General features: G+C 29.0%; 24 protein-coding genes. 6 read left to right on the top strand and 18 right to left on the bottom strand.

What is annotated here, in order from left to right; translation table 11 throughout:
- Nucleotides 1–5: 5 nt before the first annotated feature.
- The 8 genes from Q6H37_RS06655 to Q6H37_RS06620 form a co-directional block, all read right to left on the bottom strand.
- Nucleotides 6–758, bottom strand: coding sequence for a DUF2271 domain-containing protein (locus Q6H37_RS06655; protein ID WP_318740241.1), 753 nt, complete (start codon nucleotides 756–758; stop codon nucleotides 6–8).
- A gap of 2 nt (nucleotides 759–760) precedes the next feature.
- On the bottom strand, nucleotides 761–1,417 hold the full coding sequence (locus Q6H37_RS06650; protein WP_318740239.1) for a TetR/AcrR family transcriptional regulator: 657 nt from the start codon (nucleotides 1,415–1,417) through the stop codon (nucleotides 761–763).
- Nucleotides 1,418–1,648: 231 nt separating this feature from the next.
- Nucleotides 1,649–3,658, bottom strand: coding sequence for a DUF5050 domain-containing protein (locus tag Q6H37_RS06645; protein ID WP_318740237.1), 2,010 nt, complete (start codon nucleotides 3,656–3,658; stop codon nucleotides 1,649–1,651).
- A gap of 140 nt (nucleotides 3,659–3,798) precedes the next feature.
- Nucleotides 3,799–4,389, bottom strand: a complete 591-nt coding sequence (locus tag Q6H37_RS06640) for an ECF transporter S component (RefSeq protein ID WP_007062297.1) — start codon at nucleotides 4,387–4,389, stop codon at nucleotides 3,799–3,801.
- A gap of 259 nt (nucleotides 4,390–4,648) precedes the next feature.
- Nucleotides 4,649–5,560, bottom strand: a complete 912-nt coding sequence (locus Q6H37_RS06635) for a pseudouridine-5'-phosphate glycosidase (RefSeq protein ID WP_318740234.1) — start codon at nucleotides 5,558–5,560, stop codon at nucleotides 4,649–4,651.
- The gene (locus Q6H37_RS06630; protein WP_318740232.1) at nucleotides 5,554–6,648 is read right to left on the bottom strand and encodes a PfkB family carbohydrate kinase; all 1,095 of its coding nucleotides are present in this window, start codon (nucleotides 6,646–6,648) and stop codon (nucleotides 5,554–5,556) included. Before Q6H37_RS06630 ends, Q6H37_RS06635 begins: the two co-directional genes overlap by 7 nt.
- Before the next feature lie 174 nt (nucleotides 6,649–6,822).
- On the bottom strand, nucleotides 6,823–7,281 hold the full coding sequence (locus tag Q6H37_RS06625) for a YbaK/EbsC family protein (RefSeq protein ID WP_318740230.1): 459 nt from the start codon (nucleotides 7,279–7,281) through the stop codon (nucleotides 6,823–6,825).
- A 325-nt stretch (nucleotides 7,282–7,606) separates the two neighbouring features.
- Nucleotides 7,607–9,127 (bottom strand): hypothetical protein, encoded by a 1,521-nt coding sequence (locus tag Q6H37_RS06620; protein WP_318740228.1) that lies wholly within the window; start codon nucleotides 9,125–9,127, stop codon nucleotides 7,607–7,609.
- A gap of 151 nt (nucleotides 9,128–9,278) precedes the next feature.
- Here Q6H37_RS06620 and Q6H37_RS06615 point away from each other — a divergent pair, with 151 nt between their 5' ends.
- A complete protein-coding gene (locus Q6H37_RS06615) occupies nucleotides 9,279–9,482 on the top strand; it encodes a heavy metal-associated domain-containing protein (RefSeq protein ID WP_318740226.1) in 204 nt (67 codons plus the stop codon).
- 704 nt (nucleotides 9,483–10,186) lie between these two features.
- On the opposite strand, the gene Q6H37_RS06610 is transcribed toward Q6H37_RS06615, so the two are convergent.
- Nucleotides 10,187–11,023 (bottom strand): YjjW family glycine radical enzyme activase, encoded by an 837-nt coding sequence (locus Q6H37_RS06610; protein WP_318740224.1) that lies wholly within the window; start codon nucleotides 11,021–11,023, stop codon nucleotides 10,187–10,189.
- Nucleotides 11,017–12,513: a YjjI family glycine radical enzyme gene (locus Q6H37_RS06605; RefSeq protein WP_318740222.1), complete on the bottom strand. Its 1,497-nt coding sequence runs from the start codon at nucleotides 12,511–12,513 to the stop codon at nucleotides 11,017–11,019. The genes Q6H37_RS06610 and Q6H37_RS06605 overlap by 7 nt, the downstream gene beginning before the upstream one ends.
- Nucleotides 12,514–12,670: 157 nt before the next feature.
- Between Q6H37_RS06605 and Q6H37_RS06600 the strand changes: the two genes are divergently transcribed.
- A complete protein-coding gene (locus tag Q6H37_RS06600; RefSeq protein ID WP_318740219.1) occupies nucleotides 12,671–13,222 on the top strand; it encodes a serine/threonine protein kinase in 552 nt (183 codons plus the stop codon).
- A gap of 196 nt (nucleotides 13,223–13,418) precedes the next feature.
- On the top strand, nucleotides 13,419–13,922 hold the full coding sequence (locus Q6H37_RS06595) for an amidase domain-containing protein (RefSeq protein WP_318740217.1): 504 nt from the start codon (nucleotides 13,419–13,421) through the stop codon (nucleotides 13,920–13,922).
- A 57-nt stretch (nucleotides 13,923–13,979) separates the two neighbouring features.
- On the opposite strand, the gene Q6H37_RS06590 is transcribed toward Q6H37_RS06595, so the two are convergent.
- The 5 genes from Q6H37_RS06590 to Q6H37_RS06570 all read right to left on the bottom strand — a co-directional run bounded on the left by Q6H37_RS06590 (nucleotide 13,980) and on the right by Q6H37_RS06570 (nucleotide 19,257).
- The gene (locus Q6H37_RS06590) at nucleotides 13,980–14,912 is read right to left on the bottom strand and encodes a patatin-like phospholipase family protein (RefSeq protein ID WP_318740215.1); all 933 of its coding nucleotides are present in this window, start codon (nucleotides 14,910–14,912) and stop codon (nucleotides 13,980–13,982) included.
- 96 nt (nucleotides 14,913–15,008) lie between these two features.
- The gene (folP, locus tag Q6H37_RS06585; RefSeq protein WP_318742939.1) at nucleotides 15,009–15,818 is read right to left on the bottom strand and encodes a dihydropteroate synthase; all 810 of its coding nucleotides are present in this window, start codon (nucleotides 15,816–15,818) and stop codon (nucleotides 15,009–15,011) included.
- 211 nt (nucleotides 15,819–16,029) lie between these two features.
- The gene (locus tag Q6H37_RS06580; RefSeq protein ID WP_318740213.1) at nucleotides 16,030–17,217 is read right to left on the bottom strand and encodes a pyridoxal phosphate-dependent aminotransferase; all 1,188 of its coding nucleotides are present in this window, start codon (nucleotides 17,215–17,217) and stop codon (nucleotides 16,030–16,032) included.
- A gap of 484 nt (nucleotides 17,218–17,701) precedes the next feature.
- On the bottom strand, nucleotides 17,702–18,499 hold the full coding sequence (locus Q6H37_RS06575) for an ABC transporter permease (RefSeq protein ID WP_318740211.1): 798 nt from the start codon (nucleotides 18,497–18,499) through the stop codon (nucleotides 17,702–17,704).
- On the bottom strand, nucleotides 18,499–19,257 hold the full coding sequence (locus Q6H37_RS06570) for an ABC transporter ATP-binding protein (RefSeq protein WP_318740209.1): 759 nt from the start codon (nucleotides 19,255–19,257) through the stop codon (nucleotides 18,499–18,501). The genes Q6H37_RS06575 and Q6H37_RS06570 overlap by 1 nt, the downstream gene beginning before the upstream one ends.
- Nucleotides 19,258–19,517: 260 nt before the next feature.
- Between Q6H37_RS06570 and Q6H37_RS06565 the strand changes: the two genes are divergently transcribed.
- A complete protein-coding gene (locus tag Q6H37_RS06565) occupies nucleotides 19,518–19,739 on the top strand; it encodes a helix-turn-helix transcriptional regulator (protein ID WP_412523910.1) in 222 nt (73 codons plus the stop codon).
- Nucleotide 19,740: 1 nt separating this feature from the next.
- Nucleotides 19,741–20,244: a hypothetical protein gene (locus tag Q6H37_RS06560; protein WP_318740207.1), complete on the top strand. Its 504-nt coding sequence runs from the start codon at nucleotides 19,741–19,743 to the stop codon at nucleotides 20,242–20,244.
- Nucleotides 20,245–20,437: 193 nt separating this feature from the next.
- Here Q6H37_RS06560 and Q6H37_RS06555 read toward each other — a convergent pair whose 3' ends face one another.
- The 3 genes from Q6H37_RS06555 to Q6H37_RS06545 all read right to left on the bottom strand — a co-directional run bounded on the left by Q6H37_RS06555 (nucleotide 20,438) and on the right by Q6H37_RS06545 (nucleotide 22,979).
- On the bottom strand, nucleotides 20,438–21,418 hold the full coding sequence (locus Q6H37_RS06555; protein WP_318740205.1) for an NrtA/SsuA/CpmA family ABC transporter substrate-binding protein: 981 nt from the start codon (nucleotides 21,416–21,418) through the stop codon (nucleotides 20,438–20,440).
- A 63-nt stretch (nucleotides 21,419–21,481) separates the two neighbouring features.
- Entirely contained in the window at nucleotides 21,482–22,228 is a 747-nt protein-coding gene (locus tag Q6H37_RS06550; protein ID WP_318740203.1) for an ABC transporter ATP-binding protein, read from the bottom strand.
- Entirely contained in the window at nucleotides 22,188–22,979 is a 792-nt protein-coding gene (locus Q6H37_RS06545; protein ID WP_318740201.1) for an ABC transporter permease, read from the bottom strand. The genes Q6H37_RS06550 and Q6H37_RS06545 overlap by 41 nt, the downstream gene beginning before the upstream one ends.
- Nucleotides 22,980–23,390: 411 nt before the next feature.
- Between Q6H37_RS06545 and nadA the strand changes: the two genes are divergently transcribed.
- Nucleotides 23,391–24,305, top strand: a complete 915-nt coding sequence (gene nadA / locus Q6H37_RS06540; RefSeq protein WP_318740199.1) for a quinolinate synthase NadA — start codon at nucleotides 23,391–23,393, stop codon at nucleotides 24,303–24,305.

Here is a 24,305-nt window from a genome sequence, read left to right as displayed (position 1 = left end):
ATATATTACTTTATTTGAACTGTTATCTTATCAATTATATTTTTTGCTGTAGTTACTTTAGATAAATCTTTATATAAATTTCCATCAGATCCATCAGGGCTACTATGTCCAATAAGTTTTAAGTCGTATATTTTATTTATTGAATTCAAATTAATATTTGAGCTATAAATCAAAGCTGGCTGGCCACTTCCCCAAGATCCACCTGAATAATTATCCTTTCCTTGTTCAGCATTTTTAGGGTAATATTCATTAAAATCTGTTGACATGTTAACTTCAGCAAAAATTATATATCCACCTTGCTTTTCATTAATTTTGCTACTTATTACAGAATTGCCCTTAGGTGTAGCTGATGACATAGTATCTGGATTAATTTTATTATTTCCATGTTTATGAGTCCAATAAGGCAATGCTTCCTCTCGTTTGATTTTGCCACCTTGTGCTGAATCACCTGGCGCCTTACTCCAATTTTGATTAACAATTTTCGAGGTTGCATATATTGTATCAATATAATTTCCATTTAAATCTTCTATCCAAATAGCAAATTGCGGAGGAGTTTTTATACTAATAAAAGAATTAACTTGAAATTTATGAAGATATTCTTGTCCTTTTATAACTGAAATAGATAATTTTTTTCCTTGCTTTTCACTTGTTATGGAAATATTACTGGTTTTATTAATCTTTATTGTATCTATAATCTTATACGATGCCAGCGCTACAACAACAAATGTCATAAGTAAAAACACTATTCTTTTTTTCATAATTAATTCCCACCTTTACATTTAACTATAGATCTTATCATGAATTCAAATGTTTCCCCTATTAACTGAGTTGCTTTTATGTTGTAATAATGTTCTAAATAATCTTGTTTTTTAACAATGTTATTGAAAATACCAGAAATACTTGACCATAAAATAATTGTTGTAGTATCTATATTTATGTTTTCCAATACCTCTCCTTCATCTATTCCTTGCCTTAGTATTTCTTTCAAATTATTCAGTGCCTTTTCACCTTCTTTATAGCATTCCATAATTACTTCATTATTACTGCTAAAGTCTGATTGCTGATTTTCATAGTCTACTATAACCCTAAAATAATCAGGATACTTAATACTAAAATCAATGAAGGTTTTTCCTAACAATTTAATTTTTTCTATGCTGTTAACTGATTTATATTTTTCTAAATTTTCATTTATCATGCTATTTAAATTTTTAAATGCCCTAAGCATAATTTCATAATAAATTTCTTCTTTACTTTTAAAGTAAACATAAACTGTTCTCTTACTAAATTCAGCTTCTTTTGCAACCTCATCCATAGTGGCTTGCTGCATACTCTTCTCAAAAAAAACTCTTTCTGCTGCATCTATAATATCATTCTTCTTTATTAATAATTCTTTCTCTTTTCTCTCTTTTGTTCCCATAAAGTCCTCCAACACTATTATGTAATAAAGTAAACTAATAGTTTACTTTATTACATAATAGTACATGTTTTTTTTAATGTCAATGATTTAATTTCATAATAATACTGCATATAATTAAAATTTTTAATACACAATAAAAAATTAGTGCGAATATAAAAAACGCACTAATTTTATAAATTATAATCAGGTTATTTTTGCTTAAACTTCATAACTAAAGGCTACGTTAAGTTTTTATTCAACAATTTGATTTGAAGATCCATCTAGTTTCATTCTATATAACTTACTTGTCATATTACCAGACATAAGATCTAAATGATATACCCAATCTCCTGCTACATACAAGGAAATAACAGATTTATCTTGGCTTATCTTTTCATAGCCAGTTCCATCATTTTTTATTTTATAAACTCCATTTGAATTGAATCCTGAACAATAAACATAATCACCTTGAACCTCCACTGCAGTAGAACAATCTACATCACTTAACATCTTATTTTCTGATCCATCTAATTTCATTTTATACAACAAACCATTATCATTTTCATCTATTGCACTGTAATATATATAATTTCCCACAATATTTATGTTTCTACTATTTGAATTATTAAGTTTTTGTTTCTCTGAACCATCAAGTTTAATTCTATATAAATTATTATTTTCATTATCACAGTAGTAAATCCAATCACCTACAACACTCATATAATTTTCTGCAGAATCATTGCATAAAAGTTTTTTGTCTGTCCCATCTGTTCTCATTTTATATATTTTAGATCCATCATCTAAATTAGCATAATACATCCATCCATCTTCTAATGTCAAATACATTCCATGCTCATTTCCTATAGCTTGTTTTCCAGTTCCATCTTTTTTTATTTTATATATAGAAAACTTGTCCGAGTCTACTTTATTATATTTCGCGTAATAAATATAATCATCTTGAAAATTCACATAAACAGGTGCATCATCTGTTAATTCGCTTCTCTCAGTACCATCATTTTTCATTTTATAAAAACGGTTTTTTTGATCTTCTCCATAATAATTAATGTAATAAATATAATCACCATCGATCCAAATTTTTTTTGCAAAATCATCTGATAATTTCACCTTGTCTGATCCATCACTTTTTTCCTTATAGAATTTGCTGGTTGATGATGAGCTTCCATTATTTACACTATAGTAAACCCAATTTCCTTGTTTAACTATAGGTGAACCGTTATTCTGAACACTTGTATCTGTAGTTGGCGTATTATTTGAAGTATCACCACTAGTACTATTAAATACATCTTGTTCATGCAATTCCTTAATTCCTGAAGTTCCACCAAAAACAGTAATATTTTTAATTTCGTTTTCTTTAGTAGTTAAAAAATATTTAGTATATTCACTGGCTTTATCACCCATCAATATAATAGGATTAGCTCCTTGTGCTGCAAAAACAGAACCACTTAAAGCATCTGCAAATTGTTCTGAGTAAGCCATGCATACATTACTAAAATCAACCTTATCTCCAAAAGCTTTGATAATATTTATATTTTTTTCATACTTATCCTTACCACCAATTCTTTCAACATTAGGGAACTTAAGTGCTGTATCTTCAGATATTACATCTTTTCCACCTATTATGTAAGTTTTAGAAATATTCTTACCAGCCATAAACTTTTCAACAGAACCAGGTATTCCATCCTTAGGCATTAAAATAATCGGCATTTGATATCTAGCTGCTATTGGCGCAATAGACAATGCATCTGTAAAATCATTATCTGTAGTAAGTATAACTCCATTATCAGCACCAATTTTCTCAGCTACTGCTGCTGAAGTTTCATTTCTATCTTGTCCACTTAATCTCTCAGTAATTATCCCCATATTTTTCATTGTACTTTCTACACTAGGAGTTATAACAGCTGTTCCTCCTACAATAAATACATGTTGCACTTTTAATCTTTTTAATTCATTATAAGTTTTATCACCTAAAGTGCTACCTTTGGCTAGCAATATAGGTGCATTATATTTTTTAGCTAATACAGATGCGCTTAAAGCATCTGGAAAATTTTCTCCATTAACTATTACTGCATACTCACTTGTACTCTTCCATCCTTCTTGTACAATTTTACTGCAAGTTTCATATCTATCAGCTCCCCAAATTCTTTTAACTTCAGGGAACGCAGCATTAACTTTACTTGTACACAACATTGATAAACTAACTGCTGCAACTGAAACTAATAAACAAAATTTCTTTTTTAACATTCTTCTTTCCTCCTGGTAAAAATAGAATTCAAATCTATTATAGCACAGTGTAACTATAATTTTCTAATATTTATTGCATTTAGAATTAAATATAAAAAATCCTTGAGCTCAATTTCATTATGAACTCAAGGAATATTTTTCTACCTATGTTTTATTTTATTAACTGCAGTTACTACTGAAACTACAATAATCATTGACAAAATTATTTCTGGAATACCATTAGTTACAGCAACTGCAATTATACCTTTTTTAGCAGCACTTAAACTTAAATTTAAAGCCTTTGCGTAAGGTCCTAAGTATATAAGGTACAACATTCCAAGTACACCTATAGTATTAGTAAGTGTACCTACAGCAGCTCCAAATGCAATTCCTAGAGATTTCGACTTTAACTTAACAACCTTATAAACATAATAAGAAGTTAATCCTATAAGTACTCTAGGCAATACAGAAACCAGTGGATTCATAAATGCAAAAGAAACTGGTGTTGGTGCAGTTATTGATTGTACAATACTAAATATACCAAAAATCAATCCTACCATAGCACCTACTACAGGTCCTTCTAGTATTGCTCCAATAATAACTGGAACATGCATGATAGTTGCTTTTACAGGTGGTATAGGTATAAATCCTAACCCGGTCAATCCCAATATGATTGAAATTGATGACAACATGCCTATTACAGCAAGCTGTCTTGTGCTAAACTTAGCTGTAGATTTTAATCCTCTTTCCATTGATAATTTACCTCCGTTCTTATTCCTTTTCTTGGATATAATTCGGAATTTCTTATTAAAAAATTTCCGTTCGGTTTCAAATTGAATACCGACGATTTAATTTTATCACCTTGAAAATAAAATTCAATACAAAAAATTAAAAAAGATAATTTTATATTTTCTAAATATTAAACAATTTTATAAGAGTCTATAATAAAAAATTAAGCATAGGTATATATAATTAATCTGATATATACCTATACTTATATTATACAAAATTTTATTTACATAATTCTACTGCTAATTCTGCACCTAATGCAGCATTATTATAAACAAGTCTTATATTGGATTCTAAACTGTCTCCTCCAGTTATTTCTTTTATCTTAGCAAGTAAAAATGGTGTTGATTCCTTACCTCTTATACCTTTTTCTTCTGATTCCTTTAAAGCATCCTCAATGGCTTTATTTATTACATCATAGTCCATTTGATATTGTTCAGGAATTGGATTTGCAACTATAAGTCCACCTTGTAATCCTAAATCCCACTTAGCCTTTATAGCATCTGATAATTCTTTAACTGAATCAATTTCATAGTCAACTCCGAAACCACTTTTTCTTGTATAGAAAGCTGGCATTTCATCTGTTCCAAATCCTACTACTGGAACTCCATTAGTTTCTAAATATTCTAAAGTTAATCCTATGTCTAGTATAGATTTCACACCTGCACACACTACAGCTACATTTGTATGTGACAATTCTTCTAAATCTGCTGATATATCAAAGGTTTGTTGTGCTCCTCTATGTACTCCACCAACTCCACCTGTAGCAAATACTTTTATTCCAGCAAGTTCTGCAATAATCATTGTAGATGCTACAGTAGTTGCTCCATCCATTTTTTTTGCAATTATAAATGGAATATCTCTTCTACTTGTTTTTATTACATTTTTACCATTACCTAAATGTTCAAGTTCATCATTAGTAAGACCAACTTTTAATTTGCCATTTAAAATAGCAATAGTTGCAGGAACTGCTCCTTTGTCTCTTATAATTTTTTCAACATTTCTTGCTGTCTCAACATTTTTAGGATATGGCATTCCATGAGATATTATAGTAGATTCTAATGCTACTACTGGTTTACCTTCCTCTAGTGCTTTTTTAACCTCTGGGTTTATATCTAAGTACTTTTCTAACATAATTTTAATTCCTCCATTTTTTTATTTATATTTTCAATTGACATATTAGGATTTATGGTATTTTCATGAGATAGAGCTAAAATAGATGCTGTCATAGCAACCTCAGTGCTCTCTTTCATTGATAACTTATTCATTCTGGAATAAACCAGTGCTGCCAAGAAGGCATCCCCTGCTCCTGTAGCATTTAATACATTAACTTTTGGTGTTTTTACAATATTTTCTTCACATCCATCATTATAATAAACTCCATCTTCTCCAAGAGTTATGAATACTCTTTTAACACCTTTATCTAAAAAATATTTTCCACATTTACTCAAATCATCATTACTTTTAATTTCTACACCTGAAAGAATTTCTGCCTCAATTTTATTAGGCTTTATAGTATGAAAACATCCTATAATGTCCTTCACCTTTTTTGCCTTAGTTGTGGATACCGTATCTAAAAAGAACTCAGTATCCTTATGATTTGTTACAATGTATTCAATAGTTTTCTGTGGTATATTTGTATCTATAACACAAATACTAGCATTATCTATTACATGCTTTTTCTTTTGTATAAATTCAACTGTCATCTGCTCTAAAATGTCCATATATGCAATAGCTACCTGCATATCTCCTTTCTCATTGAGTATGCATAAATAAGTAGAAGTTGGCTGCTCATGAAGTACAAGAGAATGCTCCATATCCAGTCCTATGTTTCTTCCTTCTTCTATTATCTTATTGCCATATACATCATTACCTATAACAGTAATAAGTTTGGTCTCTACATCCATTTTTCTTAAATTTTCACCTATGTTTCTTCCAACACCGCCTAAGGATATTTTTACTTGACCAGGATTAGAATCCTTTTGTATTAATATTTGATTAGGAAATCCCTGGATATCAACATTAGCACCGCCTACTACACATACATAAGGAGCTTCATTTAATACATATCCTTTTCCCTTTATATATCCCTTTTTCATTAAATTTGTAATATGTACTGCTGCTGAAGAACGGGTAATGCCCAAAATTTCTGAAAGCTCTTTTTGAGAAATCATAGGATTACTTTTTATAAGCTTTAAAATTTCTTCTTCTCTATTTGTCACGTGACTCCCTCTCTTTATAACATAACTTTCTTTTTTCTTAACTTTTGCTTACTAAATTAATTTTAGCTTATCTAAATTTGAATTACAATATGTTTTTTAAATATTTTTAATAAAAAAGTTGAAGAATCATATTATGTCTAATATAATCCTTCAACTTTCATATTACTCACATATTTACTTGCATAAATCTTCCCAGGTACCTTTAGTTATCTTCTCTAATTCATCAACAGCTACCTTTACTGCAGCATGTGGTGATCCTGCTGCTGGATATACAAAATCAAATTTTTTAAGGGATACATCCAAATATGTATCCATATGATTCTTAAGTCCAAAAGGACAAACTCCTCCTACAGGATGACCAGTTACTTCTAACACTTCATCAGGACTTAGCATTTTAGCTTTAGTACTAAAACAATCCTTAAACTTTCTATTATCTATTTTAGCATCACCCTTTGAAACTATTAAAATATCCCTATCCTTCAATTTAAAAGCCATAGTTTTTGCTATACGTTCAGGCTCTACCCCTATAGCCTGAGCTGCTAATTCTACAGTTGCTGTGCTTTCATCAAGCTCAAATACTTTCAATTTTAAATTTTCATCATGAAATTGCTTTTTTACACTTTCTACACTCATTAGTTAGCCCCCTAATAATTTTTATTTCAACAATTATACCACATTATTTATATTTTAACCACCATATTACAATTTTACTTTTAATTTGCAGTTACGATTCAATAACTTACTTTCCGCAATATTTCTGAGAGGACAGTGAAGGTTGATTTTAGATACCCGCTTTAGCAAAACAAGCTTAAAAATAAATTAGTTTTCTGACGTAAAGAAGAAAACTCACCTTCATTGTACTCTGTCATCTGTCAATTGTCCTCTGAAAAAAAGTTGCGTCGCAATATTTTATACTAAGTCAAAATCTTATACATACGAAATCTGAGTTAATAATACTCTATTCCCTGCTAACAGGAAAACCTTCAGGAAAATATTCTTTTGGATACAATAAATCTATAATTTTATGCCTGTTGCATTTTCCATTTTTCATAAATACATTAGGTATTCCTTTGAGAGAAACTCTTACATTCTCCAAATTGAATATGTCACAAACATTTTCTATACATTCTACTACAGCAGCATTCTTACTCTTCTTCACATATCTCTCTATATCACTGCCAGTAAGCCATTCCTTTGCACATTTATAATCCTCATCGTAATTTATAACTGTACACTTAAGTTTATTTTTATCATTTCCTGAAATAGAAGACATAAAAAAGGTTTTCACCATAATATCATCCAATGGCAAACTATATCCTGCAAATATTATATGTTTTGCATTCTTCATTAAAAGTCCCATTTCTGTTTTTATTTCCTCTAAAGGTGGTATACTTTTTTGTTTTGCTAAAGTTTGCATTATAAGCGGCATGTCAAAAGGATAAGTTATTTGTCCACAGTATGGACACTCTATAGCTCCCTTTTTATTCTTTTTTTCATTTTCACTTTTATATTTCCATGATTTTTGTAAATCTTCCAATACAGATGGTCCGAAGACTTCTGTAGATAACCTATTCCAGCTTCCTCCAAAGGTTGTTATATATTTTCCACATTCAGGACATATCCTTGATCCAAAAATACCATGAGGAAAAAGAATTTTTCCTATTCTTACAATTCTAGATGGGTACTTATAATCATTTATCCTTTTGCATTGTGATTCCTCTACTGTATACCATATTTCTGGCTCATCACTGTCTATTTTTATAGAAGCAATTTGAGTCCCAAAATCATCAAAAAGCCTAAGCTTTAAACCATCTTTTAAATAATATGAATTATCATTTTGTTCCTTATGTGAATTAAATATATTCCACAAAATTACAGGGTCCCAATTAAACGATATTATAGCATAAGAATATAAATAGAATCTCCTTGTATCTTTCTCATATCCTCGCCTATCAAAAATATCTCCTTCTTCTTTCATAATGTCTGTCAATATTTTAGTAAATTGATAATATGGATCTAAATTTTTTTTATCCATATACCCTGGCCTTTTTTGTATGCTTAATCTTTCTAGTTCCTCGATTAGAAGAATTAAGCACCTCTTAGCAGCTTTTACTCTCTCTACTCTTAAAAATTCTGTTTTTCCATTACAAAAAGCATTAAATCCCATATTACTATCTATTAATTGATCAAGCATTGTAAAAAGTTCATGCATATTAATTTTTGTATTTGTGTTTATAATAGTTTGCAGCGCCTTTAAATCATATATTTTTGAAAGTTCTCCATCTTCTATTAAATATTCTGTCACTAATTTTTTAAAAGATGATTTCAATTTTTCATCTTTACCATCTAAAAAAGAAAAATCATTTTTATTTATCTTTATTACAATTTGAATTAATTCTTTTGTAGCATAAAGTCCTAAAGAATTGGTAGCACCAGCCCCCCATAATATTACGGTTTCAGGCCAATATTTTTCTGGCATTGAACTCACCTTTGCTTTCATACTTTTAACTATTGAATATATCTTTAATTATAGTACTTCTTTTTTAACATTATATGTATTTTGAATAAAAATTTATATTTCTTATAATACTAAAATGTGTATTTTGAATATATTAAGGAGTGGATAAAAAATGAAAACAGTTCATTATAACGTTTCAGGCATGGTATACCCTGAAAGTAAAACTAAAATTAAAAATGCTCTAGATAAAATAGAAGGGGTTCAAGAAATTGCAGTAGACATAGCTCGTGGAACTGTGGAAGTAGAATTTAATACTCCTGCAGATGCAAAAAAAATAGAGCAATGCATTACAAATACAGGCTACTCTATACAATAAAACAACTTAATATGAGCAAATTGTGACACAAGAATGCAGTGGAAGTTTGGATTTTAACTTTCATTCCGTGATATATGATAAGGGTGTCATCACGGCTAAATGTTTTAATTATTCTAAAGCTCGAAATTTTTGAAAGCCTAAGAACTTTGTCAAACTCGGTTTCCTCAGACAGGACTAAAGTTCTAAGGCTTTCAAAAATTTTGAGCTAAGAATAATACTAAAACAATTTAGCTAATGTGATGACACCCTTATCATATATCACTGCATAAAAGTTAAAATCCAAACTAGTAACTTCAAGTGTACGAATCTAATTACATTGTTATAAGTAATTTTAGTAACATCAATTATATTTATAATCATAAATTTCAACGCCTAAAGATTAAGGCGGAGCCTGTTGTTATGGTAATATATTTAGTTTGAAAAGCAGTTGTTTTCTATTCTGTTGAAATATCTTAAAAGAGACTTATTATTTATGTGATTGAAAAATATAATGCTAAAACATACAAGTATTTCAAATACATTTAATAATTAACTATTTTACTACTTTTGTAGGCTTTGCTATAGGGTGTTATTAAAAATAGCTAAAGTATACATAAACTAGAAAGCTACGCCTTTTATTTAGAGTCATATTAGAAAGTAATATATATACACGTAATGCACTAAGAAGTAACTTTTAACTTATGAAAGTTGAGTTAATAAAAACCTTACACTATAATTACATTTTCACATCCATTACTGCAAGCTTTAGTTTTAAGTTGTTCCATCATTTCATCAGTAGGTTGACGTGTATTAATCTTGTCCTCACGAGTACCTATACTTCTATACTTTATAAGTTTATATCTTATTTTAGGATTAATATTTACTATAAGCTTACTTATTTCATCTACATTTCTATAGTTATCTAAAACTTCAGGTACTATTACTGTTCTAATTTCATATAACTTATTTATACTACCTAAATATTTTGCATTTTCTATAACTATATTATTATCTTTTCCTGTAAGCATCTTATGCTCATCTTTATCAAAAGATTTCATATCTAGCATAACCATATCCAACAAGTCAGTAAGTTCCTTATACTTTCTAAAATCAGTGCTTCCATTGCTATCTACAAATATTGTCAATCCTAATTTTTTTACCTTTTCAAACAACTCCACGAGGAATTGCCATTGAAGGGTACACTCTCCTCCTGATACAGTTATCCCAGAAATAAAAGGCTTAACCTTTAGTATCTGTTCTAATATGTCATCTGTATCCATACTTCTAAATTTAGGTCCACATTGATTTTTACATATCTTAACACACAGACCACAATCCTCGCACTTTTCTGGATTCCATACCACAGATTTTTCAACTAAAGATATTGCACCATATGGACAATTATCTACACATTCTCCACACTGAATACAGCTTTTTATAGTTTCTGGATTGTGGCAGTAAAGACAATCAAAATTACATTCTTGAAAAAATATAGCTGTCCTGTTTCCCGGACCATCTACAAAGCTAAACGGGATAATTTTTCTTACAATTCCCTTTAACATTTTCTTACCTTTCTCTCCAATACTCTTGAATTTTTAACTGCACCTAATCCTAATGCTACTGTATCCTGGAGTACAGCTTCTCCTCTATCTAATTTTTCCAAATCTGATTTTTTTACAAGATATCCAGTTATTCTTATTACATCACTATCTGATGCATACAATGAAAAATATCTCATTCCCTGATTAAATGCACCTTTTATTATATCTAAAATAGCTTCTGGATTTTTCTTTGCTGTTATTTGAAATGGGAATATATCTCCTATTCCAGATGGAAAATATTTATGAAATTCAGCACTTTGAATTAGATGTTCATGTAATTCTGGCTCTTCTCCTATAGGTATTCTACATCCTGGACTTGTACCCTTATCAGTTTCTATTCCAACTTGAGCATGAAGTAGAAAATGTCCTTCAGCTGCCTCACAATATGGGTTAGTTCTCTTATTTACTACCTCATACATTTTTTGTATAATTCTTAAACCTAGTTCATCAGCTTTCTTATTATGTCCAAATCTCTTACCCAAGTCTTCCGCACCTAAAAGTGTATTAACACATTCAGCAAGACCAAACATACCAAACATAGCTGTAAATTTATTTCTACTTATAAGGCCTTCTTTTACAAGGAAGTTGGAATCAAAGAATCCACTTTCTTCTACTAAAAATCTTATTCTTTCATCCATATATGAAGCCATTTTTTCCATAGTAGCTGGTAAAAGATCATTTATAAATTCTTCTTCGCTGCTAGCTTTTTCAGCTAAAGCTTTTAAATTTAATCTAACTAGAGTATAGCTTCCTCCACCTATACATAAACCATTGTAACAACTTGCTATAGCATATCTATTAGGTTTAAACTCTTCTAAAAACATTTCATGATTTGCAAAACTTGGCTTTGCTGTAACTAATGCTGTACTTACAGCATCCACAGCAAAATCATCACATGTTTCTTCTTTACTATATTTTAAACTTATATTAGGTATAGCCGTTTGAATTTCCCTTTGTACCTTTAATATTATTCTACCCGCCTTTGTATCCTTAGGTCCTATATTACCGTGACAAAAAGAATCTGTTACAGTTCTATCTATATGAATGAAAAATAATTTTATTGCCTTATATGATTCTTCTTCATCCTCAATAAAAGGTTCTAATAAAGTATCAACGTTTCCTACATAAACAGGCATTGTTGTAACTGAAGGCACATGCTTATATAGTATTAATAAATTATTTACAGCTTCCCAAATATCTTTTGGAGGCTTCAATCCTAAAAATTCACTTCCTTGTTCCATGAATTTTTCATAATCAGGCAATACATATCTTGGCCTATAAGGTGCATTACCTTCATTAAGATCACAGATTACTCCTTCCTCCCTAAGTTTTTGTACATCATCACTTATATTTAACACGTTTAAGCTAGATTCCGCTCCACCTGCAAGTGCTATTAATCTTTGCTGATAAGTTAATTTCTTATCTTTTATTATTTTTAATATATCATCCATATTATATAAAGCTCCCTTCAAATTGTATTGTTTGTAATGATCCTATATATTTATAGTAATTTTTTATTATAGTGATGTCAAATGTAAATAACATTTAATATTATATACTAAGCAGACACAATATACAGCTAAAATCACATAATATGGAGGTAAAAAAATGAATAACTCAGTAGATAAGAAGTATTTAGGAGTTAATTTGAAGGAATGTAAATTCATCGGTAAAGGTCGTCAAGGATCTGTATACCTTCTTCCAGACAAAAAAAGAATTATTAAAATATACAATAAGGAAAAAGGCTGCAAGGGTGAACTAGAAATATTACTAAGAGTACAGGATAATCCTCATTTTGCTAAAGTATATTCTTATAACAATAGAGCTATGATAAGAGAATATATTCCTGGAATGTGCATTAAAGATTATATAAGGAAAAATGGACTTTCTGAAAAACTAGCTATAAATCTTATTAAACTTGTAGAAAGCTTTAAAACTGCTGGATTTAAAAAACTAGATATAAGACTTGCTCATATTTTTGTTCAATCTAATGAAGATGTTAGAGTAATAGACCCTAGAAAAGTTTTCGAAAGGAAACTTAATTACCCTCTCAAAATAATGGAAGGATTAAAAGAACTATCAGTATTATCTAAATTTATGAAAATATTAAAGGAAGAATACCCAGACTTATACAATCAATGGAGTAGAAAGCATAAATAAACTCTTAAATGTATCTTCTAATATCTATAATAGAAGATACATTACATATATACATAATAAAAATACATACTTTTGTCATAAAATTTTAAAGATATAACACTAGTTTATTAATATTAATTTTTAAAATAATTTAACCCTTCACTACTTAACACATATACTGTTATTATAATGCTATAATTTGGTGGGATAACTAATTATGTATATGCTTAGAGCATCACAATATTCTAGAAGTGATTCTGTAAAATACGCTTTGAAGTATGCTTTAAACCCTAATAAAAAATATAGATACTTTCCTTTAATAAAAAATAACAGTGGTGATTGTGCAAATTTTGTTTCACAATGTTTATATGCTGGAGGCGTACCAATGATTTTCAACCGCAAAAATTCATGGTGGTACAACAATAATAACCAGTCACTTTCTTGGACTTTAGCTCATTCTCTTTACTGGTATTTAAAAATAAATGAAGAATCTAATCTACCTGGCTGTAAAGGAGTTGAAGTATCTAATATTAATTCTCTAGAATTAGGAGATTTAATATTCTATGAAAATAACAAAAATATTATATTTCATTCAGCGATTATAACAGGATTTTCACAAAATAAGCCTTTAATTTCTCAACATTCTTTTGAAGCACTAAACATATCCTATTTAAAAACTTGGAGATCACCTAAATACCACTTTTTAAAGATACATCTGTAATAAGCAACTAAAAATGAACACTATAAAAATATTGCGAAGCTTTGCTTCGCAATGTGCTTATATTGAAACTTTTTTCTGAACATAACATCTAATGTATTCTCTAAAATCCCATTCATTAAGAAACCTTTCTGCACTTTCATATCCTAAATCAAATAGCCTTAAACTCTTATCCCTTGTTATATCAAACTCTGTAGTTTTAACATCAGCAGTAGGTATAGATATAGTTCTTACTCGATCTTTATCCGTTAAATAAGTCTCATCATAATTATCAATTACAGATTCCACTAAGTCCATTACAAAACATAAAAAATCATTTCTTTCCTTTTCACTACATGATTTAGATACTTTTTCAAACTTAAATCCGAAAGTAGGCAATTTAGGTACTCCTGTAACATCAAATATCCACACTGGAAAATTACTTAGTATTCCTCCATCTACTATAAAACTATATTTATCTCTATATCTTAATTTTTCAGGTTTGAAATAAAAAGGAATACTTGTACTCATTCTAACGGCTTTTGCAATTTCAAATTCCATGGGATCAATTCCATATTTTATAAGATCATCTGGAAGAATAAGAATACTTTTTTTAGTTATATCCGAAGCTATTATTTTAAGATTTGATACTCCATTTTTACTTACATCCTTAAATTTAGTTTTACCTTTAGCTTTTAATAACTCATCTATCCAAATTTCTATATAGTTTCCTTGATAAAGTCCCTTTTGACCCACAATTCCTAGCACTTTGCCTATAATAGGAAGAGATTGTAATCTATTTTTATCTAAAAAGCTAGTATAGTCTAATGTACTCATTATGTTTTTCAATTCTTTACTAGTATATCCTACCGCCAATAATGAGGCTATAATTGCTCCTGCAGAAGTTCCAGCTAACTTTTCCCACTTATATCCCATTTGTTCAAACTTAGTAATTGCTCCTACAAAGCCTATAGCCTTAACTCCTCCACCTTGAAAAACAGCATATGCCTTCAAAGATACATCACCTTTTTAATATTAATACACTATACTATACTATTAAAAAACTAGTTATTTTGTGATTGATATTAGAAATTTATATACATGTTTCTATTAATATAATCTAACTATAGCATCTGTCATAACACCTGCTCTTTTATTTTCTTTTATATCATGAACTCTTACAAAATCATAACCTTTCATTATTCCTATAACTGTAGTAGCTACAGTACCTTCCACTCTTTCTTCTGTAGGAAGATTTAACGCATTGCCTATCATGGACTTTCTTGAAGTTCCTAAAAGCAATGGATATCCAAATTTACGAAAATCCTCTAAATGGTTCATAACAATCAAATTTTGTTCATAAGTTTTAGCGAAACCTATGCCTGGATCTAAAATGATCTTTTCAGGTTTTACACCTGCTTCTAAGGCAATATCTATACTCTGTTTTAAATCACTTAATACATCTTCCATTAAGTTTTCATAATCCTTATTTTCTCTATTATGCATTAAGCAGCATGGCACTTCATACTTTGCTGCTACTTCTGCTATATAAGGGTCCTTTTTAAATCCCCAAACATCATTTATAAGAGCTGCCCCTGCTTTTACAGCTTCTTCTGCTACTTTTCCTTTATATGTATCAACAGAAATTGGTATATCTATTTCCTTAGCTAATGCTTTTATTGCAGGAACCACTCTGTTTAATTCTTCTTCCTCTGACACTGGTGTATGATTAGGCCTCGTAGATTCTCCACCTATATCTATTATATCTGCACCCTGCTCTATCATTTCCTTTGCATGCTGTATAGCTTTTTCTATGTTATTAAACTTACCGCCATCTGAAAAAGAATCTGGAGTAACATTTAAAATACCCATTATATAAGTTCTTTTACCAATTTCAAAATCTTTTTTTCCTATTCTCATTATCTTATTCATACAAATCTCTAGTTAAACTAACTTTTTAACTAAATTCCCTCCATTTCTAAATTATTATAATCTTCACACACTTTTTAGTTCAAATACATTATAACATCTTATTTAACAACAGTGGTATAAAACTTAAAACATTGTAAATAAAAAACTATATCTAAAAATCAATACTAATTCTTAGATATAGTCCTTTTTACATCTACTTTTATTTATACAAATCTCTTAATTTCTGAAATGCATTAAAAGATCTTTTTAGCATTTCTGTATCAACACAATAAGAAACTCTCACATATCCTGGACATCCAAAATCTCCTCCTGGAACAATTAGAAGATTAAATTTCTTTGCATTTTCAGAAAAATTCACATCATCTTCTTCTAAAGCCTTTACAAATAAGTAAAAAGCACCATCTGGCTTTACACATTGATAACCCATTTTAGTAAGTTCATTATACAACAATTTTCTATTTGTATCATATAGCGCTATATCTGATGTTTTACCTAAACACTTCAATACTACCTTTTGGAATAAACTTGGTGCACATACATATCCAAGTGAACGTCCAGCTCCACATACAGCTGTATAAACATCCTTAGCATTTTCTACACAATCAGGAACTAGTATATATCCTATTCTTTCTCCTGGAAGTGAAATTGACTTACTATATGAATAACATACGATTGTATTCTCATAATAAGCTGGAACATATGGTATCTGTATATCATCATAAACAATCTCTCTATAAGGTTCATCTGATATTAGATATAAAGTATTTTGATATTCTTCAGATTTCCTTTTTAACAAATCTGCTAAATCCTTGAAGGTTTTTTCTGAATATACAACACCTGATGGATTATTAGGAGAATTTATTATAATTCCCTTTGTATGAGAATTAATGGACTTTTCTAATAAATCCATCTGAATTTGAAAATTTTCTGTATCTGCTGGTATTACTACAGCCTTTGCACCTGCACTTTTTACAAAAACTAGATACTCTGGAAAATAAGGTGCAACAATAATAAACTCATCTTCTGAATTTACAGTAAGTGCCTTAAGTGCAATACATAATGAAGCTGCAGCGCCACATGTCATATAAAAATTATCCGCTTTAAGCTGTGAATTATATGTATTGTTCATATAATCAGCTATACCTTTTCTTACTTCAAAATCTCCTTGTGCAGAAGTATAACCATGAATTTCATCTGACTTTTTTGTTTCCAGCAATTCTATAATAGCTTCTTTTACACATTCTGGTGCTGGAACAGTTGGATTTCCAATACTGAAATCAAATACATTTTCTTTTCCAACAATTGCAGCCTGCTGTTTTCCATACTCAAATAATTCTCTAATTACAGAACGTTTTGATCCTAATTCATACATCTCTTTTGATACCATTATCTTGTCACTCCTTCTAATTATACTGTTCTCCTACAAATACTACTCTTTACAAGATCATTAACATCTTCCATTACACATTTTATTAGTACAATATTGTTATAAAAATAATTCTCTGTTTGTTTATAATAGCCTTAAAGACATTAATATATAATATTCAGTTCCTGTAAGCAGTTTTAATTGTCAATACTTAAAATTTATATTAATTAAATAGCATTATAGCAAATAACCTACAATACTTTCCAATATCATATTTTGAGCTATAATGACTTAAAGTTATAATAATCAATAAAAAATGCTTAAAACAAAGAAATATGGCAAATACTAAATAATTAGAATATTTGTGCAGAATATTTATCATTTTTTTATATTATTCATACGCATACAATCAAATATATTCAATTAAAGTTAAAATCTAAACTATCACTTCATTTTAAAAGTAAAAAAATAGCCTTATGCCATAAGGCTATTTCTAGCTTAATTATTAACGTTTCAATATAAGTCTTTTTTCTACAAATTCAACACCTTCATACATTACATAAGCTAAAATGGATAATATCAATATACTTAACATAACTGTATCCAATTGAGAAATTTGACCTCCATATATTATTAAGAAACCAAGTCCTTCCTTTGCTACTAAAAATTCACCCATTATAACACCTACCCAAGAAAGTCCCACATTTATTTTAAGAGAAGAAACTAATGTAGGTACTGAACTTGGAATTATAAGATGTATTAATATTTGAAGTTTAGAAGCACCAAAAGTTCTGAGAAGCTTGATTTTATCCGTATCGACCTCTTTAAATCCATTCAGTACAGATATTATTGTAACTACTATAGCTATAAGTAAAGTTACAACAACTATTGCCTTCACTCCATTTCCAACCCAAAATATTATAATAGGAGCAAGTGCTATTTTAGGCAGTGCATTAAGCACTACAATGTATGGATCTAAAACCTTACACACAAAATCCGACCACCATAAAAGTATAGCAATTAAGGTACCTAGAATAGTGCTTAATAAAAATCCAAATATGGTTTCTATACATGTAATTCCTATGTTATTAAATAAAGCACCTTCTGAATATAATTTTAATAAACTTTTCCACATTCTTGATGGAGTGCTAGTTAAAAAGGGATCCATTATCTTTAAATCACCTAATACTTCCCATAATGCAAAAATTAATATCAAAATTAAAAATCTAGTAAATACTATTTTTCTTTTTGTTTTTTCAACATTGCTAATATATAAGGAATGTTCTTTTACTTCATCTATCATTATGAATTTAACTCCTTCCATATATTATTAAAATATATTCTGAATTCTGGTTCTTCCCTTGATTTTAATGGTGATTCGTGTGGAACAGAAAATTCTATATTGAATATTTTTCTTATTTGTGCAGGCCTACTGGATAATACTATAACTCTATTAGACATAGATATAGCCTCTGATATGTCGTGAGTTACCATAATTGCTGTTTTACCTTCCTTTTTTATTATCTTGAATATTTCATCACTTATATTAAGTCTAGTTTGATAATCTAATGCTGAAAAAGGTTCATCTAAAAGCAATACCTCAGGATTTACAGCTAAAGTCCTTATTAGTGCTACCTTTTGCCTCATTCCGCCCGAAAGTTCCTTTGGATAATGAAATCTAAAATCCCATAATCCATAATCTCTAAGTAATTTATTTATATTTTCAGTATAATCACTTACCTTTTTATGTTGAATTTTAATGCCTAGCATTATGTTATCCCACACAGTAATCCATTCAAATAATTGATCACGCTGAAACATATAACCCATTTTACTAGAAAAACTAGCTAAACTTTCATTATCTATATAGATTTCACCAAAAGAAGGCTTCAATAATCCTGCTATTATATTTAAAAGTGTTGATTTACCACAACCAGAAGGTCCAACTATACTTAAAAATTCCCCTTCCTCTACAGCAAAATTTATATTCACTAATGCCTTAGTAAAACCTTTTAAAGAATGATAGTTCATATAAACATTTTTTACACTTACTTTATCCAAAACCTCATCTCCTTTAATTTAACCTAACCCTTGCTGTATTATATGAATTTTTATAGTATAGTGTTAAAAATTAAATCACAGTTATAGGATAGAACAAAATTAAAATTAGAAATTTCAAATAAACATTAACAATAAATAATAATAAATACTATTTATTGTTTATACACCAATGTACTATATGTAATATATTTTGTATTATATAGTTGACTTTTTGTTATGTATAATATACTGTAAGTTATATAAGAGAGGTGTATTGATTCTTGGAAAAAATCAAAATATTTAAAACCAAAATTAAAGTTTTAAGAGCAGAAAATGACATAACACAGGAACAATTAGCAAAGGAAATAGGTATTTCAAGAGGAACTATTTTAGAGATAGAAAGGGGAACTTTTAATCCATCTTTAAAATTAGCTTTTAAAATTGCTAATTATTTTAATAAAAAAGTTGATGATGTTTTTCAATTTATTGAGGAGGATGATTAGTGTGCATAATGTAAAGATATTAACTCAATTAGGAATTTTTATACCTATAATGTGGGTTGCAACAAGAAATGTATTGTTTTCAAAAGAAAGAGATGAACGTGAAATTTTAGCTTTATTCAAAGCATTAAAAACAACTGTTATATCTGTAGTATTTATACTGGGATTAATAATAATTTTAAATTTATTAAATGGAATTACTTCAATACCAATTATATATATTTTTATAATCGCATTACTTTCTTGTATTTACTTAATAATTTTATATAAATTAAATCTTAATACTGAATTTAGTATGTCTAATATACTTAGTAAACAGAAAAGTTCCAGATTAATATGGAATATATTTATGGTAACTATGATAATAGATTTGTTTGCTTTAATAGGAATATTTATAAGCTATAAATATTTTGATTTTAAAGGATTAAAGTTTTTAACTATATTAGCTTATATTTTAGCATTTATTAGTGATTATTTTTTTTGTAAGATAAATGCTAAAGGTATATAAAGAACTTCTAGTTTCAAATGGGATTTTCTTGTAAGAATGACTTTTCCCAAAACAATACTAATGATCATATAAAGTTCTATACAAATTAATTACTAAATTTCTCTAAAGCGCAAACTAAGGGAACTCTTTTTATAAGTTCCCTTAAAAAACTTTATGTTATCAACACTATTATTTATCGTATCCAAACTTTAAACTACTTACTAATATCCTGTATTAATGATTTTATATCAACTTTCTTTTTAAGCATTCCATTTTCCATTAAGAAATCCTGTGTTTTTTCCAGTTCTTTTACATCATTATCTGTTATCTTAGGACTAAAATCATACCAATTGTACATTTCCTTAACTTGATCAACAGATATTTGTGTTTCTTCTGAAGCTAATTTATAAGTTTCATCTGGATTATCCTTCATGAATTGAAGACTCTTATTATGAACATTCATATATCTTCTAGCTACATCCATATGTTTATCCAAGAAATCCTTTCTAGCTGCAATTACTATAGTAGCGTCTAGTATTCCTTCACCTGTAGTAATAATATGTGCTTTTTTTGTCAAAGCTTGTGGTACTGATGCTCCTGCAACTAATGCTGCATCTGCACTACCAGACATTAATGCTGAAACTCCCTGTGGTATTCCCATATTTATAAACTGAACATCACTAGCCTTCATGTTTTTATTTCTAAGTGCACCTAAAAGTAATTGATGAAGTATTGTCCCCTTAGGACCTACCACCTTTTTTCCTTTTAAATCTTCTATAGATTTTATACTTGGATCTTTAGCCATAATTGTAAATGCTTTTGGTGCTCTACTGTACATTCCTATTATCTTAATATCAACACCATTAGCAGCACCTAAAATAACTGAAGTAGCTCCAATTGCATTACAAAAATCTAATGAACCAGAAGCTACAGCTTCTGTCATCTTTGATCCTTCTGTAATCTCAGGAAATGTTACTTTTATGTTATCCTTTGAAAACTCATCCTGGAATAAGTTTTTTCTCTTTTCTATTATAGATGGCACATTTAAAGGTGATTTAACATAAGAAATATTTATGTTACTTACCTTCTGCTGAGCAGCGCTATTAGAACTTTTTTGAGCCTCACCACAACCTGCTAATGCTGTAGTAACCATAGCAGCTGTTAATAATAAACTTAATTTTCTTAATGCTTTCATTGTTAGTCCTCCTTGTTTTTTATTAATTTAAGCCATAGGCTAATTAACATTTTCATTTGTACTTTAAATTAAAAATTCTTTGAGTAAACTCCTTTTTATCTCTAAAAATTTATTAGAAGAACTATCTCTATAATAATCCATATCAACAATTTGTTCCTTTATTATATGGCCTCTATCCATAACTACTATTTTTTGTCCTAAGTAAATAGCTTCATCTACATCATGAGTAACAAAAACTATAGTCTTTTTATTTTCTAAAAATATATTTATAAATTCTCTTTGAAGTTTCCTTCTATTAAATGCATCAAGAGCACCTAAGGGTTCATCCATGAGAATTATTTCAGGATTATAACAAAGGGTTCTCCCTAATGATACTCTTTGAGCCATACCTCCTGAAATCTGAGAAGGATAAGCTTCTTTAAACTTTTCCAATCCCAGCATATTTAAGTATTTATGAACTACATCATAAACTTCCTGTCTATTACCATTTTTAATAAGTGGAAAGGCCATATTTTGCTCTACTGTAAGCCATGGCATCAATCTGGGTTCTTGAAAAACTATACCAACCTTCTTTTTAGAATTATTACCCTTAAGTTTTCCATCGCTATATATAGAGCTTATATTTCCTTCTGTTTGATTTTCAAGTCCACATATTATTCTAAGTAAAGTAGTTTTACCACATCCACTTTTTCCAACTATAGTAACAAAACTTTCATCTTCTATTAATAAGTTAATATTATTCAATGCACTAACCTTAGTACCTTTTATATCAAAGCTCTTGCACAGTTTTTTTATTTTCAGCCCTGCCATAGTCCACCTCTCTCCCATAAGAATGTGCAAACTTACTAGTTATCCTAATGAAAATATAATCAACCAAATACCCTAAAATTCCTATAGAAAAAATTCCAACTAGTATTATGTCTGGTCTGGATAATTGCTCTGCATCCATTATCATATATCCTATACCAGAAGAAGCAGCTATAAGTTCTGCACCCATAAGTGATCTCCAGCTGTATCCTAATCCTAATTGAATACCCGTTATTATAGAAGGTACTGCTTGAGGTAAAATTATCTTAAAAAACTTATCTACAGTACTAAATCCAAAAATTTCACCTACCTCTAAAAGTTTTTCATCATAGTTAGTAACTCCATTTAAAGTATTTGAAAATATAGGAAAAAACGTAGCAAGAAATATGACTGCTAGCTTTGAAGTTTCTCCTATTCCAAACCACAATATTAATATAGGAATAACTGCAATAGGTGGTACATGTCTCATAAATTCTAAAAAGGGTTCTATATAAGGTAAAAGTTCTTTCTTCATTCCTAAGATAATAGCCATTGGAAATGCTATTGCAAAAGTTATGAAAAATCCTATAAAAACTCTGCTAAAGCTTACCCCTAAGCTTTTTATGAGTATACCATTCTTAATTAATTCCAAAGTAGTATTAAATACATCTGCTGGACTAGGTATTATATAATCATTAAATATATGAAGTTTAGAACCAATACACCATACAAGTATAATAACTAAAGGTATAACTAATCCTTTGAATTTTTTCATACAATTCCTTTCCTGAATGCAAAAAACTTCCCCAAAACAATAGTTTTAGGGAAGGTCATTATTTTACAAACAAACACCTTTTGTATTTAAACTTCCCCTTCAGATTAGACTATTCCTTTCTGTTAGGTGGCATCATTTTCAATTGAAATTAGAACAATACTTATTGCATCAAATATCTCGGATATTATCCAAGCTATCTGAGTTAGCAAAATTGTATTTATAAGAAATATTTTATCATTACATTCAAAATTCATCAAGTTAATTTAATAACCACATGCTGGATAACTATAAGTAAAATTCTCTTAACTTACTTATATATGTAGTTGATATTATTTCTTTTTGATGTTATATTCTATATATAAATGTATATACACCTGTAAAATAATATATGTATACACCGGAGGTATGAATATGAAAAATGATTTAAAAGATAAAATATTAAAGATAAAAAAGGATAAGGGAGCAATAATTCTAGCTCATTATTACCAAAGACCTGAAATTCAAGATATTGCAGATGCTGTTGGAGATTCTTACTATCTAAGTAAAATTGCAAAAGATTGCAGTGAAAATATAATAGTTTTTTGTGGCGTTAAGTTTATGGCCGAAAGTGCAAAGATATTATCGCCTGAAAAAACAGTTTTACTACCTGCCTTTGATGCTGGTTGTCCTATGGCTGATATGGCTAACCCTAATGACATTTTAACACTAAAAGATAAACATCCTAATGCTAAAGTTGTATGTTATATAAATTCTTCTGCTGAAGTTAAAGCGGTATCAGATGTATGCTGTACTTCATCTAATGCTGTAAATATAATAAATAATTTACAAGAGGATGAAATAATTTTTCTTCCTGATAAAAATTTAGGAGAATATGTTCAGCAGCAAGTAAGAAATAAAAAAATTATACTTTGGAATGGCTTTTGCATAACTCACAAAAAAGTTTCAGCAGTAGAAATTCTAAAAGCTAAAAAGCTTCATCCTGGTATAAAAGTATTGGTACATCCTGAATGTGAAAAATCTGTGAGAGAACTTGCTGATTTTCTAGGAAGTACAGGCCAAATCATAAATTTTGTAAACAATAGCACTGATAAAAAATTCTTAATTTGTACTGAAGAAGGTGTTCTTCACAAAATTAAGCTTAAAAATAAAGATAAAGAATTTTACATTCCAAATGGAGGCATGACCTGCATAAATATGAAAAAAACTTATTTAAATAACGTTTATGAAAGCCTGCTAAATATGGAATATGCTATAGAAATAGATGAAAATATAAGGAAAAAAGCTTACAAAGCACTTATCAATATGCATGAACTTGGGGGAAAATAA

Origin of the sequence: Clostridium sp. JS66, assembly GCF_033561535.1 — a bacterium.
In the GTDB taxonomy this organism is placed as follows: domain Bacteria; phylum Bacillota; class Clostridia; order Clostridiales; family Clostridiaceae; genus Clostridium_AM; species Clostridium_AM carboxidivorans.
This window is presented reverse-complemented; position numbering and strand designations above follow the sequence as displayed.